We start from the raw sequence: 17,191 nt of genomic DNA on the forward strand, positions 1-17,191 counted from the left end.
CAGCACATTGTAAAGCTCGATATCTTGCTGATAGTCATGCCGGGTTGCCTGCTCAGGGCGACCATCCAGCAGCGTTTTTAGCTCGCTATACATCAAGCTTCTAGCCGAGTGGGCCCCATTTTTACCAAATTTAAAGCCCAGCTTAACCAGGTGTTCTTCGCTACTCATAAATGCTCTATTGACCCTAACGGCGCTCAGTTCATGCTATCAAAGGAGCGTCATTCTACCCCTCAGAGGGCGATTGCTCTATGAAGCCAGGTCACCAAAATCACTTATTTCTATTGTTCGACCAAAATGCATCCAACAGGCAGGTTTCCAGCTAAACCTCGCGCAAATAGAGTGATCATTTCCCCATCAACAACGAAGGGGGTCTGCTATCTCCGGTACACTTCAGACGCGCCAACGCATCGACTCTGCAAACTGTGCCGTCGGACGCTCGCAGATTACCGAGGCTATCCTCACGCCAAGTTACTCGCTCACCGGTTTTGAGGTTGCTGCCGCGCACATTGCCCAACGTGTCTTCACGGTAAGTGGTGCCATCACTCCCTTTGAGGTTACCCAAGGAATCGGTGCGCCAGGTGATGCCCGTGCCCGAGTCCTTGATATTGCCGAGTGCATCCTCACGCAGAGTGCCCTGTTTGCCATCGTTACACTGATAGCGGGTATGACCCAACGCATCTTCCCGATAGGTGCAGTCGGTAGCAAATGCTGTTGATTGCAGTAGACCTAGCAGCAAAGCGGCCAGCGGCAATTGGCGCGCTGCTACCCGAAACCCGGTTCGGTTACTCATCAAATACCCTCTCTGATGTGAACTCGGCTGACTATACCGGGCCTGCCGCGCAGCTTCGATACTGGGGTTTTGCACATGTCGTGTTTTCAGGCAGGAATGCGATTTACCATCGCCATTCTGGCCTTGAAGTGAGCGCGTGAATGGTGGTGGTCTGCCCATCACCCTCGGTAAAGGGGTAACCGGTCTCCAGATCCATGCCCAGCGCATAAACATCACAACACGGACAGATCGCATAAACATCCCTACCCTTTGCTAGTACACTCGCAGGAATTGATTTAATCGATGGGTGAAGCTCACGTTGAATCTCGAGTAGTGTCTCATGGCTAATGTCTACCCGAGGGGTATCACACTGTTTGCAGCTATCACCCACTTTTAAATATCGTTTCATGTTTCTGCTTTCCTGCTAAATAAGTTATCGATGCGGGCCCGGGATCAACCCCTGTCTTGATTCATAATCAGCCGCAACCGCTTGGCCAAACGGTCCGCACAAACAGGTTCCAGATCCTGATTGAAATAGACTTTGGTTATTCCCATCAAATAAGCGGATACATCGCCCCAGCTCGCTTGTTGAGCCAGGGTAGCAAGCGTTGTGATGTGGTCGTCATATTCGCTCCGGCACTCGTCGAGCCCGCTTACGAAGGCGGGATCCCAATGGTTCAGCAAACAGTGGCGAATCGCCTCACATTGATCTGGTGTCAATGACACGGGGGGATAACAACCTGCAAGTTGATTGAACAACGCCATCATTGCCACCACCCCCTCCTGACCGAACGCCATGGTGCCCAGGTATTCAAAGTTGCGTTCATGCAACTGATGCGGCGTTTCATCATTCCACCAACAGTAGGCCACCAACTCCCCTTGGGTACTCGCCGCGTTGTAATCGACACACACCACCTTATCGCTCAGTGGCGCAGGAAGCCCTGTCAGGGTGTAGTGACCAATAACAACCGGGGTTTCGATCACCGAATTACGATGCACTTCTGCCAGAGGCACAGAGGGAATACCACTTACCATCTCGTGTTGCACTTGGGCTATATCGCGATAGGTCTTGGCCTCTTCACACCACCACTTGATACGGACCCGGTGACGCTCGGTGCCGGATTTATCCAAGAAGCTGTAACCTTGCGGCAATGCCAACTCCGGTCCCTTGAGCAAGGTTTCACACAGCTGATACAGCTCGTGTCGCTCGTCGAAGGCATCAGGCCAATGCTCAGCCTTCAGGCTGTTGTCCTCGTTGAGATATGGTCGGATCCTTTGGATTGTGCCCTCGTGCCAACAGGCATGAATAGCCCTGACATGGCCGAAGTCATGAAAGAGGGGCAGCGTCATAAACCAGTGGATCCAAGCCTGATGTTGCTCGCCCCCCTCCTCCACATCGTCTAGAAAACGCTGGTGTTGTTTGCGATTGTTTTCGCTGTGGCAACGAAGCGGCAAGCCTGTTTCTGGGTGACGTAGCGCCCAACCCACCGCATTAAATTCATGGTTGCCCATCACGCAACAGGCAAGTTCCTTCTCACACAGGGCCTTGACCATGGTCAACACCCCTTGATGATCTATCTCATGCCCTGGCCCGTTATCGATCAAATCGCCGAGAAAAACCAATTTACGACGCTCTTGGTGTGGGTCCGGAATAAAATCAAGATGCTCGAGCAACGCACGCAGCTTACCGTGTTGCCCATGAATATCGCCGATAAAAATCAAATGTTGTCGCGTCATGAACTACCTAAAATCTGGCGGTGAAGAAGCTTGAGCAATAGAGAATGAAATGACAGACGATCCAGCTTGAGAGCCGATAGCACCCAACTAAACCTCCAGTAGTTGAGACAGTCTCTGCAATATCATGGAAACAAGACCACTTCGCACAGCATCATAGAGAAGGTTGTCGCAAAAACGATCCATCCGAATTAGTGCGGTCAACATGCAGCAGCAGTCGAGCCTGGACCAGGTCGCAATCACGGCACTCTGTGCCTGCTCTTGCTCTGCTGGTGTCAGAGATGACTGCAGTGCCATTACAACGCTGGCTTGCGGCCAATCCAAACCAGTTGGCTGCATGATTCCCAGCTCATAGCAGGCAGAAGCGAGCACCAACATCTGCTCATCCTCACTCTGATTTGCCACAACTTGCATACGCATAGCCAGTTCGGCCAATTCGCAGTCCTGAGGCAAGCGACAGGTATTTGCGTCATGTAGAGTCAATGCCATATTAGAAATCTTGTCATACCAGGCTAAACGCTCACGCCAACTAGCCGGGATTCCATCTTCGCCATAATAGGCACCGGCCAGTTGGCCATAGATGGCAGCGACAGTGTCGGCATCATCCCCTAGATTGGCAGCCAGCAAAGCACCTTCGGCAAATGTAGTGCTATGCCAGAAACTCCATAGTGCCGCCTCCAGGCTGTGCACAACATAACCACTACTGGAAATCTCGTGGCGAGTCTTGTGGCGATATGTTCCACACGCGATCGCGTCTATCTCCTCCGGCAATACTCCCAACGCACTCAACTCAGACTCTGTCAGTTTCAGAACCGCATCTTTGCCAGCATCTTGGGAGGGATCGATGAGCAACGCCTTATCAATAAACAGCGCCATCAACTGACACGCCGCAACGGCTCGAGCCTCACCATGGGTAGTACGAGAACTCAGTGCAACCATATTCAAGAGATATTGCAGAGCATTCTCTCTTTGCACCCTATGCTGACTGTAAAAGAGAACTATGGGAGCTAATCGCATCAAGCTGCCGTTTCCTGCACTCATGGCATCTTCGCTGCCGGGATAAGGTTCGCCACTATGACCATACTGGCGTAGTGCCCTTCTGACGGTACTACCGATGTCAAAGCAATAACCTGTCACTGAGTTTTCACCCTGCCGAAACCAACGTTGATAGCGAGCTAACTGATCGAGTGGATCATGGCGATGACATGCCAACAGGCTGTCAGCCAAACACAAGGCCATGCTGGTATCATCGGTCCATTGACCAGCTTCGAGCTTAAATGGCCCCCCCCCGATCATATCTGTCAATGTCGTGTAACTATCACGGGGAGCAAACTCTAGGGTTGTCCCCAATGCATCGCCAATAGCGAGGCCCAGCAGGCATCCCTTGGAGGCACTTTGTCTGTTTTTCATGCGTGTAATGTCCATGGAAGAGATATATGCACCAATGCTCCGGCAAGACTGAGGATTGTTGCGAGCCAATGATGCAGAAAAATAGCCCTATAAAAGAAGGAGTAGCATCCCCTTGCAACCGGCAGATTGACTGATCAAGTGGAACGAGTATATGTAGCCTGAATACACATGAAAATACTGATTACATACACATGTCGCATTTTGGAGCACATATGACCCCCAGAGAGCTCACTTGGGATCAGACGCTGCGCTTTCGCCTGCTAGAGATCGTGTTGCAATGGGAAGGACGGCTGACCACCAATCACCTAATGACAGCCTTCAATATTGGCCGCCAGCAAGCATCACGGGATATCAATCACTACCTGACCCACTACTCACCAGAAGGGTTGATCTATGACCGAAGCCTGAAGGGATACAAGCCCACCGAGCAATTCGTACCGCGATTTAGTGAAGGAAAAGTAGATGAATACCTGATGTTGTTACATCGTGAAAAACAGCACCAACGCCAACATGAAGCGGGGCTATTGACCCTGCCACTGATGGATTTGCGCTACGGCCATATCGAGATCTTGGATGTACCCAACCGCCATATCGACCCCAAGATTGTGCGGGGTCTGGTGCAAGCGGCTCGCGGTCAGTTGCGGGTCGACGTCGATTACGTATCCCTCAGCTCAGAGGAGCAGAGCGGCCGCAATATTGTGCCCCATACCCTGGTCTATGACGGGATCCGCTGGCACGTGCGCGCTTACTGCGAGAAGAAAAGGGTATATCTGGATTTTGTGATGAGCCGGTTTCGTGGGGAACCTGAGCTACTTGATACCTCTCCTCACGGCCGAGATCAGGATCTTGAGTGGAACACCAAGGTCACTGCGGTGGTCATACCCAATCCAACCCTCAGCGCAGGACAACAGGCCATCATTGCCAGTGACTATGCCATGCCTGATGGCAAGCTGCTGCTCAACCAGCGCATCCCTTTGGTGCATTACGCGCTGGAGCGCATGCAAGTGAGTTATAACGGCGATCACGAACAGCATCCGCTGCTCTACCCGCTGGTGCTGGCAAACCGGGACGAGTTGGTAGCCAAGGGCTGCATCTTCAAGCTCCGAAGCCCGGATTTGCGCGAGAGTTAAGGGACTTAGGGTGTTCCCAGAATAAAAACATGGCTACAGGAAGGCTAGCCCCGTTTGTACCTACTTACTTGCTCAAGAAAGTAGCTGCTCAGCTCCCCCTTATGCTGGCTTGCTTCGCTTTCTGCGCTGGCCAAGTGACCGTTGCGCTCCTTCCATACCGCATATGCGGCAGCCTTCTCGACCTCGACCCGTTCTTGCTGCTCTTTCGGTAGGGCACACAGATTGTGACTCATACTGACCTCTTTGTTATTTGTTGGCGCCATGGTACGCCATCACTGGCATGCGGGACTTGCGCTGGTTCAAAGGTGGTGCGCTATAATGGCTGTATATAAATACAGGTGTTTTGCCATGAAGCTGTTAACCCCAGACCCATCACCCGCCGAGGTGACCATCCCGCTGTTCTTGCACCGCGCCTCTTGCGGCTTTCCCAGCCCAGCCAGCGACTATCTGGAAGGGAAGTTGGACCTCAACACCCACTGCGTGGCCCACCCTGCAGCAACCTTCTATCTGCGTGCCGAGGGGGAGAGCATGACCGGGGTCGGCATCTTTCCCGGTGACTTGCTGGTGGTCGATAAGAGCCTCACCCCGCGCCATGGTGATGTGGTGATTGCACTACTCGATGGCGGCTTCACGGTAAAGACCTTGCAGCTCAAGCCGAGGTTGCGGCTGTTGCCAGCCAATCCGGCGTTCGCGCCTATCGACCCTTGTATGAGCCTCTCCCTGGAGTTGTTTGGAGTGGTCACCCATGTGATTGGCAATCTGAGGCAGCGTGATGGCTATAGCGCTCGTTGATGTAAACAACTTCTACGCCAGCTGTGAGCGGCTGTTTCGCCCTGAGCTGCGTGGCCGCCCGATCGTGGTGCTCTCCAACAACGATGGATGCGTGGTGTCGCGCAGCCCCGAAGCCAAGGCGATGGGTATCAAGATGGCCGGGCCCTACTTCAAGATCCGCGAGCAGTTCGAGGCGCATGGCGGTGTGGCATTCAGCTCCAACTACGCGCTCTACGGCGATATGTCTGCCAGGGTGATGAGCACGTTGGAGACCATGGCCCCTGAGCTTGAGGTCTACTCCATCGATGAAGCGTTCATGGCGTTGTCGGAGTCGTTTGCCGGGGACCTGACAGCCTATGGGCAACAGATCCGGCAGCGAGTGTGGCAGTGGACCGGCCTCACGGTAGGGGTCGGGATTGGCCCCACCAAGACCCTCGCCAAGCTGGCCAACTATGCAGCCAAGAAGTGGCCTGCCACTGGCGGCGTCGTGGACTTGCGTGACGAGCTGCGCCGTGCCCGGCTGATGGCTATCACCCCGGTGGACGAGGTGTGGGGCATAGGACGGCGCTTGGGAGCCAAGTTGGTGGCACAAGGCATCAACACCGTGGCTGACCTGGTGGCTAGCGACGCCAAAGGGTTACGCGCCCAATACGGCGTGGTGGTCGAGCGGATCGTACAGGAACTGCGTGGCCTGCCTTGCGCAGAGCTGACCGTTGAACCGGCGGCGAAGCTGCAGATCCTCTCGAGCCGTTCCTTTGGTGAGCGAGTGACTGACCGTGGAGAAATGGCCCAGGCGTTGTCAGGCTTTATGGCTCGCGCAGCCGAGAAGCTGCGGGTCGAGGGGATGTGTTGCCAGCGGGTGCACCTGTTCGTGCGAACCAGCCCCTTTGATGAACGAGCCCCTTACTACAGTGAGCAGGCGGGCATCCGGCTGGTCTGTCCTAGCGATGATACCCGGTTGCTGCTGCAGCAAGTGAACGTGCTGCTACCACAGATTTGGCGCGACGGTTACCGTTATCAGAAGGGGGGCGTCATGCTGAGTGAGTTCACCCCCAAGGGGCAGCAACAGGCCGACTTGTTTGCCCCGTCCTCCGCTCAATCAGATGCGCTGATGGCAGTGATGGACCAGATCAAAGCCAAGGGATTGGGGCGCGTAGGCTTTGCCAGCCAAGGTACGGGGTCGCCTGAGTGGATGATGCGACAAGAGCTCCTGAGCCCCTGTTACACCACCCGCTGGGAGGACCTGCCGGTGGCGAGGTAGTCCTAAGTCTGTTAGCTCTGGGGCTAGATGGTTGACGCGTCCGGATCCAACACCTCCCAATGTCCGCTCTTACGCGGCCCAACAAAACGTAATCGCCCATCTTTGACCAGCACGGCAACAGCTCTCTCCACTGTACTGGTCGATTTGCCAATCCGCTCTGCGACTTGCTTGAGCATTATGGTCGGCTCAGCCGTCAGTTCCGCCAAGATGGCCTGCGGCGTTTTTATCCGTTTTTCTACCTGCATTTCAACCTTCATTTCTACCCGCGTTTTCTCCTGATGAGGTGATACTGCTGCTGGTTGAGTCGCAATCGCCTGGGCCAGCGCATCGCGCAGCGCTTCCAGCAAAAAGAGGATAAAATCGGTACAATCACTGCGACTATCAACCTGACTTAGCTGCTGATAGTAGTGATCTTGCCGAGCTTTGATCACCATCTCCACTGGTAAGAAGGCCATGACAGGCTGCCAGCGACTCAATATCTCCGTCTGCCATAAACGTCCCATCCGACCATTTCCATCCGCAAAGGGGTGAATAAACTCCAACTCATAATGCAAGGCACAGGAAGCGATCAGCGGATGAGCCTCGGTCTCAGCCAGCCAAGCCAATAGCTGTCCCGTGATAACTAGATCTGTACATACTGCTATTATTCCTCCATGAGTAATGCCCTTAATAACTGAGACCGACGTTTTATGACATCGACCACTATGTTCTGTATAGTCGGGTTATTAGCATGACCTATTGGCCTGCTATGGTCGAAATTACGTCTCCCAGGCACTTTGGTTCGTAGTTTAAAAAGATATGCCATTCTGAGTAGGAAAACATAATAGTTTTCATTGTGAAACGTAGCATCACGACGAGCAATCCAATATTCGCAATTATCTGGGAAATGAGCCAATGCTTGGTAAAATGGAAATACAAGACCCAAAGCGCTACACCAAGCTTTTCTGATTCGTGTAGCCATGTTATTCGCACCCTGACGGGTATAATCACCGAGATGTGCATAGTCATCTTTATTGAACAGTAAAATCAAGTGGTAATGAGGAAAGTCACTCGCATCTTGCTCCTTTACCCAAATATATCCAAAGGGTGCAGGAACGCCCTGTTTTCCTTTCCGGTGATGCGCTGCTAACAACTGGCTCTCAAGAGATGCAAAGAAGCGAGTAATCACCTTAGCATCTGTTTTCGGTAAGCAAATCAGCATATCAGGCGCATCTGACGAAACCATCTGGGGAAAGCGCAAATCAACACGCACTGTAAAAACGCGTGGATATACACTCACAAAATCCTCGATTACGTCTATTGCTACTTTCATCTGTGTTGATGAAATTTCACCATACATGGTCTCAGCCCTGGCGAGTAACTGTTCAAACTCACCCGGAATAAAATAATGCTCACGAATAAAATTCATATTAACTCCCGAGAATGCATGGTTATCCATGCCAACTGATTTCGATTGATTCTTATCACTCATGAATTAAATGGTAAATGTAAATCTTTACCGTAGATTATCATTATCTATTCTGCATATGCTGCGCTATGCCAATGTATACGGCTAATGGCTTGTATCTGACGTACAAGCCTGATGTATATCTGATTGGTATACACGAAGTGTATATATCACATGTTCTCGTTGGTATACTCTGTGATACACTCTGACGGTGTATCACTCTCTCCCTCGATATATCTCCTACACCCTCTACCTTGTTATACACCTTGGTGTATATATTACTATTACCGAACTTAGCGACCTCCTAAATCACCGGGGAATACGTGATTATTTTAAATAAAACTCCAGTAATACCGGTTATTAAAGCAAGAAAGTTACTCTGAACTTAGCTTGCCCTCTCCTATCTAGCAGATGCCTTCGAATCAATCCATTCTATTACTTCACTCTGCATCCAAGCGACCGCTCTAGGCCCTAAACGAACGACACCAGGGAACTCCCCTTTGCTCATCAAACGATAAATTGTCGCTTTGGATAGCGTCGTCATTTCCGTGACTTCTTTGAGTTTGATTAGTTTCATTTTTTGGATCCGGCTATTTTTCCATAGCTGGACCAACAATGTTAATATTTACGTTTATAGCTTCTCACATTGCCCCTAAGCCGATTAGCTATGCAGAAGAAACAATCACTAGTTCTCCCAGAGTGCTTCAATGCCACTAAGTAGGTTAGATTGCAGAGCCTGAGCCATACATTCACAGGTCAGCCCGCCAACATAAGCAACAATAAAGCTTGAAAAATACCATGAAAAATCACACACTAAACGCAACCATAAATCAACACAAAACACTACAATGTAGATTAAGGGGGTGTTATGGCAATTCATGATAATGGTGTGGATATTCAAGTTTATAAGAAATTAGATGACCCTATTTTTGTGGACTACCTCTGGTATAGAACAGGTCAAATCAATCAAGCTCAAGCTGTAGATACACCACCTCGCCATATACTAATCAAGAATTTAAAAGATGCCTGCAATACTGCTAGTGCTTTTGCTTTTATGCATAATTACAATGTAAGAAATGAACGACCTAATGGACTTGAAAAATGGATTGACACTTTACTGGATGAATTTCACACAAGATGCCTTACAGACAAATACTATTACTGGCTAGATAATAAAAATACGAGGCTGCATTACTTCACATGGAGATTTTTGAGTCACTTAGGTATATCCATAGAAAAAAAAGACCAACAACTAGAACATAAGTGCGTGTTTTTATTGAGCCCATCAATACTCGATGAAAACATAAAAACGCACACACACACTAATAAAAAATGGAATACTGAAATAAGCACGCAGGATATAACTGCACTTATCAACAGACTACCTTGCAACAAAATAGAAAAGGAAAAATTAGTACGAGCTATATCCAAATCTGCTGAATCAGCAATGAAAAATGATGATATTAAGTTTTGGCTTAACAAACAAAACAAGGAAAAAACAACATGGCTACACAAATATCTTGAGCATAAAGAAATAGATTATGTCCCATTAGTTTTAAATGGTACATCAGCTCAAAAAGATGATCTTGTTTCATTTTTAGATGTATTAAGCATCACTAATATTGATAGATATAAACTTTTAGTTTCCAACATCAAGAAGGCATGGAGCCAAAAAGTATATCGTGATAAAAATCTAGAAAAGAAACAATACAGCATTAACATGAGTAAAGATATAGGTAATATTCTTGACGAACTAAGCCAAATGGAACAGAAAAATAAAAACGCCATCATAGAAGAGTTGATTAGAGAGGCATACGCAAAACGGTGCGCAATATAAAAAATGGACTGAGTGATTAAATCATTCAGTCCATCACTAAAAATCATCATAGCCACATTTACTTTCTATTAAAGCTCACCTTCACAACGTTATTAACTGCTGCTTCAGTAACAGGATCTTGCATCACCTCATCAGCTACCAGTCTCCCCCAATTAATCCAGACAAGTCGGGTTTTCTCGGTATGACGTGAACGGTGATAAGTTCTAATAAGTTTGTTAATGGGGGTGTGATTCAAGCAAAGCTCAATAACTCTTTCCTCAACATCTAGCCTTTCTGCCCAGTTAGTAGCCGCACTACGCCGCAAATCATGGACAGTAAATGGGTCCATATCAGGTAAACATCGTGCGATGAATCGCCTTAGAGCCCGAGTAATGGAATCAACTAAAATTGGCTCGATTTCATCTGTTTTTGGACGATCAGATTCGAATACTAAATCACCATTGGCATACTGCGCCTGCTCTTCAATGACCGATTTCGCCTGAGGGGAAATAAAGACAGTATGAGCTCTACCATTTTTTGTTTCAGGTATAGTCCATATATCATCTTTTATCTGTGAAAAACGCATATTAGCGACTTCACCTCTACGACATCCGGTCAGTATTAATAACTTAATCGCATTCGCAGCAGGTATAGAAATCGTTGCATGGCGAGAAACACCACGCCCTCCGGCCGCCAAGCTACCACCACTCCCAAGATCCTCATCTATCGCCTTCCATAACCTGCGCAATTCGGGGACGGTCAACCATCGCTCTCTTGGCGAGCCAGCACTGGCACCAAAATCTTTTGGGCGCAACAGTCTCGCAGGGTTGGCCTCAAGCAGACAGTGAACCACTGCATAATCTAACATCTGGTTCAGCGTTCCCAACCCTTTACGGGTTTCGTCTTTTGTTGCACGCCTGGTTATCTCTAACGCTTGTGCCAAGTGGGCACGAGTCAGATCGATTAAGCGAATGTTGCCTAGGGTCTTCTTGAGATGACGATTCCAACGATCCTGATGGCATTGGAGGGTTTTGGGTTTGACGACCTGAGCAACACGCTGTGCATCGAGCCATCGTCCAAGCAACTCATCCATCGTCAGGGCCGTTTCATTTTTAGCCTTTTCTTGCGCCGCAAACTTGGTGGGATCAATGCCCCGCTTCACAAGCAGCACCGCTTTCCCATGCTCCTCTCTGGCTTTAGCCAGAGTCAGGGCAGGATAACTCCCCAGCAACAATTCGCCTTCACTACCACCAATCTTGAAGCGATATACAAAACGCTTGAGGCCACTTTCACGGATTTCTATTTTGAGCCCACCACCATGCTTCGATTGAATCGCATAGCGTTTCACTTTAACCCCTTCGACTGGCTTGAGTGACGAGATCTCCAAGTCTTTACTTATCGCCATCCGTACCCCTCTCCGTACCCCTCCAGCGCAGTGCATTGGAGTGAGACTTTATGAAACCACTTGGTACAGATATATTATGTAAACAACTGTTTTTAATCAAAAAAACATTTCATATAAAACCAATTGATTCTATATGAAACTAATAATTTCTGGACTCCTAAGGGACAGGCCACTGGTTCGACTCCAGTCGGGAACGCCATACAAAACAAGGGGTTGGTATCGCAAGATGCCAACCCCTTGATCCTTTCTGGCCTTCTCCCGACCTTCGCCACCTGCATCAGTGGCGGCTGCGTCCCGCCCCCTCTTCAATATCTCCCTGCCACCCACAGTCCCCGTGAGCCCCGCCAACCCGGATCCCGATCATCCCTGGTGCTTGCCGCGTCCGCTGGCGGCGCGCCGTCATCTACCCTTGAAGTGCGCCGTCCGGGATGACGGCCACACCTCATCCGTTCGAGAAAAAAGAAGGACATCATGGCTAGCAAAAAAAAATCCAGAGCAGAACAGCCGGTACCGGTCGCCGAGCCCAAACCCCTTGGCAACAAGGCATACGAGAAGGAGCTGCGTCGCCTGCACGTGGAGCTGGTGAAGCTGCAGCAGTGGGTGGTGCACAAGGGACTCAAGGTCTGCATCGTCTTCGAGGGGCGCGATGGCGCCGGCAAGGGGGGCACCATCAAGGCGATCACCGAGCGGGTCAGCCCTCGGGTATTCAGGGTCATAGCGCTGCCGGCCCCCACCGAGCGGGAGAAGAGCCAGCTCTATTTCCAGCGCTATATTCCGCACCTGCCGGCGGCGGGCGAGATCGTCATCTTCGACCGCAGCTGGTACAACAGGGCCGGGGTGGAGCGCGTCATGGGCTTTTGCAGCCAGGAGGCGAGCGACAAGTTCCTCGCGGGGGTCCCCATGGTGGAACAGGCCATGGTCGACTCTGGCATCATATTGCTGAAGTACTGGCTGGAGGTGACCCCAGAGGAGCAGGAGCGGCGGCTGCGGGATCGCATCGACGATGGTCGCAAGATCTGGAAGCTCTCCCCCATGGACATCAAGTCCTTCGATCGCTGGGATGATTACACCCGGGCGCGAGATGCCATGTTCACCGCCACCGACACCGCCTGGGCTCCCTGGTTCCTGGCCCGCTCCGAAGACAAGAAGCGGGTGCGGCTCAACATCATCTCCCACCTGCTGTCCCACGTTCCCTACGAGGAGCTGCCTGCCGAGCCGGTCAAACTGCCCAAGCGCAAGATTGGCAAGGTCAAGGCCTCGGAGCACCCGTTCAGGGTGATCCCGGAAATCTTCTGATCACCGTCAAGGGGGAGCCTCTGGCTCGCCCCTTGCTCTCCCACTTCCTGCGCTGCTGATACTGGCGAATCACCGCCCTGGCACCCTGGCATTCGGGGGCTTCAGGCTAGCCCCTTGCTCTGCTGATACTGGCGGATGGCCGCCCTGGCAGTGAACAGCATGCGGCTCTCCCCCAGCTGGTCGGCCAGCCCGCTGCGGCGCACGTTCTCGAGCACCCTGGGGTTGAGCCCGGCCAGCCAGAGGGCGACCCCCTTGTCACGTACCTGCCGCTCCCCCTCCATCAGCATCATCAGCGCCGAGTATTCCACATCCTGCACCCGGCTCATGTCCAGCACCACGACTTCGGGCTGGTGGGTCTCGGTCAATTGCCTGATCTGGGCCGCCACATGCTGCGCATTGATGAAGAAGAGGCGCCCCTCCGGGCGCAGGATCAAGAGGCCAGGGATCGTCTCGTCATCGGGGTGCTGCTCACTGAGCGGGCGCAGCACATCATCCTCCCCTGGCTTGCGGCCAATCACATAGACTCTGGGCTGCGCCGTCTGGCTGGCGAGCCCCAGCAGGGAGGCCAGGATGGCAACCACTATCCCCTCCAGGGTGCCGAACAGCAGCACCCCGAGGCAGGCGATGGCGGCCCAGCGAAACTCCATCATGCGGATCTGCCCTATCTTGCGAAACTCCCCCGGCTGGATGAGCCCCACCGAATAGACGATGACCACCACCGCCAGGGTGGCGCTCGGCAGCCAGGAGAGCAGCGGGGCGAGGAAGATCATGGTGGCCAGCGCCATGGCGGCGGTGACGACGGAGGCCCGCTGGCTGACGCCCCCGACAGAGCGCACCACTGCGGTCTGGGAGGTGCCGCCTCCCGCCGGCATGCTGCCGCAGAAGGCGCCTCCCAGGTTGGCCAGCCCGGTGGCCACCAGCTCGCGGTTCGGGTTGATCTCGGGCTCTTCCTTCCCCATGAAGGCACGCCCTGCGGCTATGGTCTCGGTGAAGCTCATCAGCGCTATGCCCGCCGCCCCCGGCAGCAGCTGCAACACCAGGGTCAGATCCGGCATCGTCAGGGCGGGCAAGCCGGTGGGAATGGCCCCGACGATGGCGACCCCCTCCTCGTTCAGGCCAAAGCCCCACACCAGGGCGATGCCGATGCCCACCCCCAGCAAGGGGGCGGGGGAATGGGGAAAGCGCCACTCCATGAACACCAGCACCACCAGGGTGACCAGGGCGACCCCCAGGGTCAGCCAGGAGCTCTGGGGCAACGCCTGCCCCAGGTGATAGAGATCCAGAAAGAAGTTCTCCTTCTGGAGGTGCACTCCGAACAGCTTTGGCAACTGATCGAGGATGATCACCAGCCCTATGCCGCTCTTGAACCCCACCAGCACCGGCAGGGAGATGAAGTTGGCCACGAAGCCGAGCCGCAGCACCGCCGCCAGCATCAGCATGGCGCCCACCAGCAGGGTCAGGGTGGCGGTCACGGTGAGCAGCCGACCGGGATCCCCGTCTGGCACCACCAGTCCGAGCTGGGTTGCGGTCAGGATCGCCAGCGTGCTGGTGGAGCTGACGCTGAGCACCCGGGAAGAGCCCAGCAGGGCGTAGAGCACCATGGGCACGAACGCGGTATAGAGACCGACAGCCACCGGCAGACCGGCCACGCTGGCATAGGCCATGGCCTTGGGCAGCACCACGGCCGCCGCAGTGACGCCGGCCAGCAGGTCGGACAGGTAGCGCCTTGGCGCCGACGCGGGTGATGACATCTTCTCCTCCATGAACGCTTGTCTGGCCGGCACCGGCGGGGCTGGACGCTCAAAGGCGCCCATGATGGGCAGCCAGGTGCTACCTCCTGCGCCCCTGCAACAGCAGGATGCTGGCGCGACTACAGGGTGAAGTGTATGCGCCCGCCAGACGCAGAGGCTTGTTGTTTCTCACGTTTTGCTATCTTGCTCCCCTATACTTCAGCGACGTTGCGCCGCCGGCCAGCCCCCTTTCCAAGAGGAGATCCCCCTTGCTGCGACTGCTTGCACTGCTGCTGATCTGCCTGGCGAGCCCGCTCCGGGCGCTGACACTGACCCCCCTGGTGGAGGGGCTCAACCATCCCTGGGGGCTGGCCCTGCTGCCGGGGGGCGGCTATCTGATTGGCGAGCGCCCGGGCCGCCTGCTGCGCATCGACGCCGGGGGCGAGCGCCACCTCATCTCGGGCCTGCCGCCCCTCGCCGCCAAGGGCCAGGGGGGTCTGCTCGATCTCGCCCTGGACAGCGATGGCTGGCTCTATCTCAGCTACAGCGAGCCGGGGGACGGAGGCGCCGGCACCGCCGTGGCCCGGGCTCGGCTGCAAAAAGAGGCCCTCGTCGACTGGCAACTGCTGTTTCGCCAAGAGCCAAAGGTGGCCGGCGGCGCCCACTTCGGCTCCCGCCTGGTGCTGACCGAGGACGGCTATCTCTTCATCACCCTGGGGGATCGTTACAGCGAGCGGGAGTGGGCCCAGACGCTGGACAACCACCTCGGCAAGACGGTGCGCCTGCACAAGGATGGCCGGGTGCCCGCCGACAACCCCTTCGTCAAGACGGCGGGTGCCCTGCCGGAGATCTGGAGCCTGGGCCATCGCAACATGCAGGGAGCCGCGCTGCGTCCCGGCAGCCAGCAGTTCTGGGCCCACGAGCATGGCCCCCAGGGCGGGGACGAGGTGAATCTCATCCTGCCAGGGCACAACTACGGCTGGCCCAAAGTGACCTTCGGCGAGGAGTACGGGGGCGGCAAGATTGGCCTGGGCCAGAGCGCGCCCGGCCTGACGCCGCCGCGCTGGATCTGGGTGCCCTCCATCGCCCCCTCGGGCATGGCGTTTTATCAGGGCTCCCTGTTCAAGGGGTGGCAGGGAGATCTGCTGGTCGGCGCCCTGCGCGGTCAGGCCCTGTTGCGCCTTCGCCTCGACGGGGACACCATAGTGTCACAGGAGCGGTTGCTGACCGATCTCGGGGAGCGGATCCGTACCGTCAAGGAGGGCCCCGACGGCGCCCTCTATCTGCTGACGGACTCAGGCAAGGGGCGCCTGCTCAAGCTGACCCCATAGGATGCAAGGAGGAAGGATGAACGCGAATCGCATGCTGCTGGTGCTCTGTGCCAGCCTCTGGTTGCTGGGCTGCAACACCATCCACGGGGTGGGGCGAGACATAGAGAAGGCGGGTGAGGTGATCCAGGGCTCCGCCAACCTGGCGAGCGAGCCTCAGGCCGGCAAAGAGTGACAGGCTGACACAGTCATTCGACGCCGGAGGCCAGGCTGGCGAGCGGCGCCATGGTCACCCTGACCCCGTGCTGCGCCAGCACGTCGCGGGCACTCTGTGGCAACTGCTCGTCGGTGATCACCTGATCGATCGCATCCCAGCCCACCACGTTGAAGGTGCCCACCTTGCCGTATTTGGACGAGTCGCAGATGAGAATGCGGCTCGCCGCCGACTCCACCACGGCCCGCTTCACCGGCACCTTCTGCTCGCTCGGGGTGGAGATCCCCTGCCCATCCCAGGAGGAGGAGGAGAGGAAGGCAACGTCCAGATGGAGGTTGCGCAGGAAGTGGGCGGTGGCCTCCCCGGCGCAGGACTGGTTCTCCCGAATGACCTGGCCCCCGGTGTGATAGAGGCGGCAGCGGCCGTGCTCGATGAGGTAGGCGCACACCATGAAGTCGTTGGTCACTATCATCAGATCTTCCCGCAGCGCCAGCTCCCGGGCCAGCTCCAGGGAGGTGGTGCCGGCGTCCAGATAGACGGTGCTACCCTCGGCCACCTGGGCGGCGGCGAGCCGGGCGATGGCCAGCTTGGCCCCCTGCATCAGGTTGCGCTTGGTAGCGTGGGAGGGCTCGCTCTTGATCCGCTGGGAGAGACTGACCCCGCCCGAGACGGAGAGCACCCGCCCCTGCTCCTCCAGTTTCTGGATGTCGCGTCTGATGGTCATGTGGGAGACCTGCAACCACTCGGTCAGCTCCACTATGCTGACCACGCCGCGCTCTGCCAGCAGTTGCAGGATACGCTGCTGTCGCTCTACGGGAATCATTCTGGTTCACCCCTCGGGGAAAAGAGGCGCCATTCTACCCCAGCAACCTGGTAAAAAATGATAAATAAGCTCGAAGGGGCTCACAAATCACATTTATTCACACAGAAAGCGCCATAA

Annotated in this window: 17 protein-coding genes; 7 read left to right on the forward strand and 10 right to left on the reverse strand. The window is 54.4% G+C overall.

The features are described 5' to 3' along the window. Positions 1-343 precede the first annotated feature (343 nt). The 3 genes from ACB030_RS04205 to ACB030_RS04215 form a co-directional block, all read right to left on the reverse strand. Positions 344-790 carry a hypothetical protein gene (locus ACB030_RS04205; protein ID WP_335847486.1) on the reverse strand — a complete coding sequence of 149 codons (447 nt, stop codon included), beginning with the start codon at positions 788-790 and terminating at the stop codon, positions 344-346. A 432-nt stretch (positions 791-1,222) separates the two neighbouring features. After that, a complete protein-coding gene (locus tag ACB030_RS04210; RefSeq protein ID WP_371158279.1) occupies positions 1,223-2,506 on the reverse strand; it encodes a metallophosphoesterase in 1,284 nt (427 codons plus the stop codon). Positions 2,507-2,593: 87 nt separating this feature from the next. Further along, positions 2,594-3,913 carry an ADP-ribosylglycohydrolase family protein gene (locus ACB030_RS04215; protein WP_371158281.1) on the reverse strand — a complete coding sequence of 440 codons (1,320 nt, stop codon included), beginning with the start codon at positions 3,911-3,913 and terminating at the stop codon, positions 2,594-2,596. Positions 3,914-4,125: 212 nt separating this feature from the next. Between ACB030_RS04215 and ACB030_RS04220 the strand changes: the two genes are divergently transcribed. Next, complete coding sequence (locus ACB030_RS04220; protein WP_371158283.1) at positions 4,126-5,043, forward strand: WYL domain-containing protein; 918 nt, start codon at positions 4,126-4,128, stop codon at positions 5,041-5,043. 44 nt (positions 5,044-5,087) lie between these two features. Here ACB030_RS04220 and ACB030_RS04225 read toward each other — a convergent pair whose 3' ends face one another. After that, the gene (locus ACB030_RS04225; protein ID WP_307808536.1) at positions 5,088-5,306 is read right to left on the reverse strand and encodes a DUF3283 family protein; all 219 of its coding nucleotides are present in this window, start codon (positions 5,304-5,306) and stop codon (positions 5,088-5,090) included. An 85-nt stretch (positions 5,307-5,391) separates the two neighbouring features. Here ACB030_RS04225 and umuD point away from each other — a divergent pair, with 85 nt between their 5' ends. Then, complete coding sequence (gene umuD, locus ACB030_RS04230) at positions 5,392-5,835, forward strand: translesion error-prone DNA polymerase V autoproteolytic subunit (RefSeq protein ID WP_025327594.1); 444 nt, start codon at positions 5,392-5,394, stop codon at positions 5,833-5,835. Continuing rightward, positions 5,816-7,075, forward strand: coding sequence for a translesion error-prone DNA polymerase V subunit UmuC (umuC, locus tag ACB030_RS04235; protein ID WP_371158286.1), 1,260 nt, complete (start codon positions 5,816-5,818; stop codon positions 7,073-7,075). The genes umuD and umuC overlap by 20 nt, the downstream gene beginning before the upstream one ends. Before the next feature lie 23 nt (positions 7,076-7,098). On the opposite strand, the gene ACB030_RS04240 is transcribed toward umuC, so the two are convergent. The 3 genes from ACB030_RS04240 to ACB030_RS04250 all read right to left on the reverse strand — a co-directional run bounded on the left by ACB030_RS04240 (position 7,099) and on the right by ACB030_RS04250 (position 9,099). Further along, positions 7,099-7,680, reverse strand: a complete 582-nt coding sequence (locus ACB030_RS04240) for a Fic family protein (RefSeq protein ID WP_335847493.1) — start codon at positions 7,678-7,680, stop codon at positions 7,099-7,101. A gap of 38 nt (positions 7,681-7,718) precedes the next feature. Beyond that, entirely contained in the window at positions 7,719-8,483 is a 765-nt protein-coding gene (locus tag ACB030_RS04245; protein WP_335847495.1) for an inovirus Gp2 family protein, read from the reverse strand. Positions 8,484-8,922: 439 nt separating this feature from the next. Then, the gene (locus ACB030_RS04250) at positions 8,923-9,099 is read right to left on the reverse strand and encodes an AlpA family transcriptional regulator (RefSeq protein ID WP_076362302.1); all 177 of its coding nucleotides are present in this window, start codon (positions 9,097-9,099) and stop codon (positions 8,923-8,925) included. Between the two features lie 291 nt (positions 9,100-9,390). Here ACB030_RS04250 and ACB030_RS04255 point away from each other — a divergent pair, with 291 nt between their 5' ends. Then, positions 9,391-10,359, forward strand: a complete 969-nt coding sequence (locus tag ACB030_RS04255; protein WP_335847497.1) for a hypothetical protein — start codon at positions 9,391-9,393, stop codon at positions 10,357-10,359. 58 nt (positions 10,360-10,417) lie between these two features. Here ACB030_RS04255 and ACB030_RS04260 read toward each other — a convergent pair whose 3' ends face one another. Continuing rightward, on the reverse strand, positions 10,418-11,743 hold the full coding sequence (locus tag ACB030_RS04260; protein ID WP_081396153.1) for a site-specific integrase: 1,326 nt from the start codon (positions 11,741-11,743) through the stop codon (positions 10,418-10,420). Positions 11,744-12,214: 471 nt separating this feature from the next. On the opposite strand from ACB030_RS04260, the gene ppk2 reads away from it, so the two are divergent. After that, positions 12,215-13,039, forward strand: a complete 825-nt coding sequence (ppk2, locus tag ACB030_RS04265; RefSeq protein WP_371158290.1) for a polyphosphate kinase 2 — start codon at positions 12,215-12,217, stop codon at positions 13,037-13,039. A 101-nt stretch (positions 13,040-13,140) separates the two neighbouring features. Here ppk2 and ACB030_RS04270 read toward each other — a convergent pair whose 3' ends face one another. Next, the gene (locus ACB030_RS04270) at positions 13,141-14,790 is read right to left on the reverse strand and encodes a SulP family inorganic anion transporter (protein WP_371158292.1); all 1,650 of its coding nucleotides are present in this window, start codon (positions 14,788-14,790) and stop codon (positions 13,141-13,143) included. A 248-nt stretch (positions 14,791-15,038) separates the two neighbouring features. On the opposite strand from ACB030_RS04270, the gene ACB030_RS04275 reads away from it, so the two are divergent. Together ACB030_RS04275 and ACB030_RS04280 are read left to right on the forward strand one after the other, a co-directional pair. After that, positions 15,039-16,100, forward strand: a complete 1,062-nt coding sequence (locus tag ACB030_RS04275; protein WP_371158295.1) for a PQQ-dependent sugar dehydrogenase — start codon at positions 15,039-15,041, stop codon at positions 16,098-16,100. A 16-nt stretch (positions 16,101-16,116) separates the two neighbouring features. After that, on the forward strand, positions 16,117-16,272 hold the full coding sequence (locus tag ACB030_RS04280; RefSeq protein WP_371158297.1) for an entericidin A/B family lipoprotein: 156 nt from the start codon (positions 16,117-16,119) through the stop codon (positions 16,270-16,272). A 13-nt stretch (positions 16,273-16,285) separates the two neighbouring features. On the opposite strand, the gene ACB030_RS04285 is transcribed toward ACB030_RS04280, so the two are convergent. Next, positions 16,286-17,074: a DeoR family transcriptional regulator gene (locus ACB030_RS04285; protein WP_371158299.1), complete on the reverse strand. Its 789-nt coding sequence runs from the start codon at positions 17,072-17,074 to the stop codon at positions 16,286-16,288. Positions 17,075-17,191 lie beyond the last annotated feature (117 nt).

It is taken from the genome of Aeromonas sp. S16(2024) (assembly GCF_041403065.1).
Taxonomy (GTDB): domain Bacteria; phylum Pseudomonadota; class Gammaproteobacteria; order Enterobacterales; family Aeromonadaceae; genus Aeromonas.

Coding starts and splice junctions, on each gene's coding strand:
- ACB030_RS04225 (WP_307808536.1), bottom strand. CDS start 5,306: ATGGCGCCAACAAATAACAAAGAGGTCAGTATGAGTCACAATCTGTGT.
- ACB030_RS04205 (WP_335847486.1), bottom strand. CDS start 790: ATGAGTAACCGAACCGGGTTTCGGGTAGCAGCGCGCCAATTGCCGCTG.
- ACB030_RS04245 (WP_335847495.1), bottom strand. CDS start 8,483: ATGAATTTTATTCGTGAGCATTATTTTATTCCGGGTGAGTTTGAACAG.
- ACB030_RS04285 (WP_371158299.1), bottom strand. CDS start 17,074: ATGATTCCCGTAGAGCGACAGCAGCGTATCCTGCAACTGCTGGCAGAG.
- ACB030_RS04280 (WP_371158297.1), top strand. CDS start 16,117: ATGAACGCGAATCGCATGCTGCTGGTGCTCTGTGCCAGCCTCTGGTTG.
- umuD (WP_025327594.1), top strand. CDS start 5,392: ATGAAGCTGTTAACCCCAGACCCATCACCCGCCGAGGTGACCATCCCG.
- umuC (WP_371158286.1), top strand. CDS start 5,816: ATGGCTATAGCGCTCGTTGATGTAAACAACTTCTACGCCAGCTGTGAG.
- ACB030_RS04215 (WP_371158281.1), bottom strand. CDS start 3,913: ATGAAAAACAGACAAAGTGCCTCCAAGGGATGCCTGCTGGGCCTCGCT.
- ppk2 (WP_371158290.1), top strand. CDS start 12,215: ATGGCTAGCAAAAAAAAATCCAGAGCAGAACAGCCGGTACCGGTCGCC.
- ACB030_RS04255 (WP_335847497.1), top strand. CDS start 9,391: ATGGCAATTCATGATAATGGTGTGGATATTCAAGTTTATAAGAAATTA.
- ACB030_RS04210 (WP_371158279.1), bottom strand. CDS start 2,506: ATGACGCGACAACATTTGATTTTTATCGGCGATATTCATGGGCAACAC.
- ACB030_RS04220 (WP_371158283.1), top strand. CDS start 4,126: ATGACCCCCAGAGAGCTCACTTGGGATCAGACGCTGCGCTTTCGCCTG.
- ACB030_RS04270 (WP_371158292.1), bottom strand. CDS start 14,790: ATGTCATCACCCGCGTCGGCGCCAAGGCGCTACCTGTCCGACCTGCTG.
- ACB030_RS04250 (WP_076362302.1), bottom strand. CDS start 9,099: ATGAAACTAATCAAACTCAAAGAAGTCACGGAAATGACGACGCTATCC.
- ACB030_RS04260 (WP_081396153.1), bottom strand. CDS start 11,743: ATGGCGATAAGTAAAGACTTGGAGATCTCGTCACTCAAGCCAGTCGAA.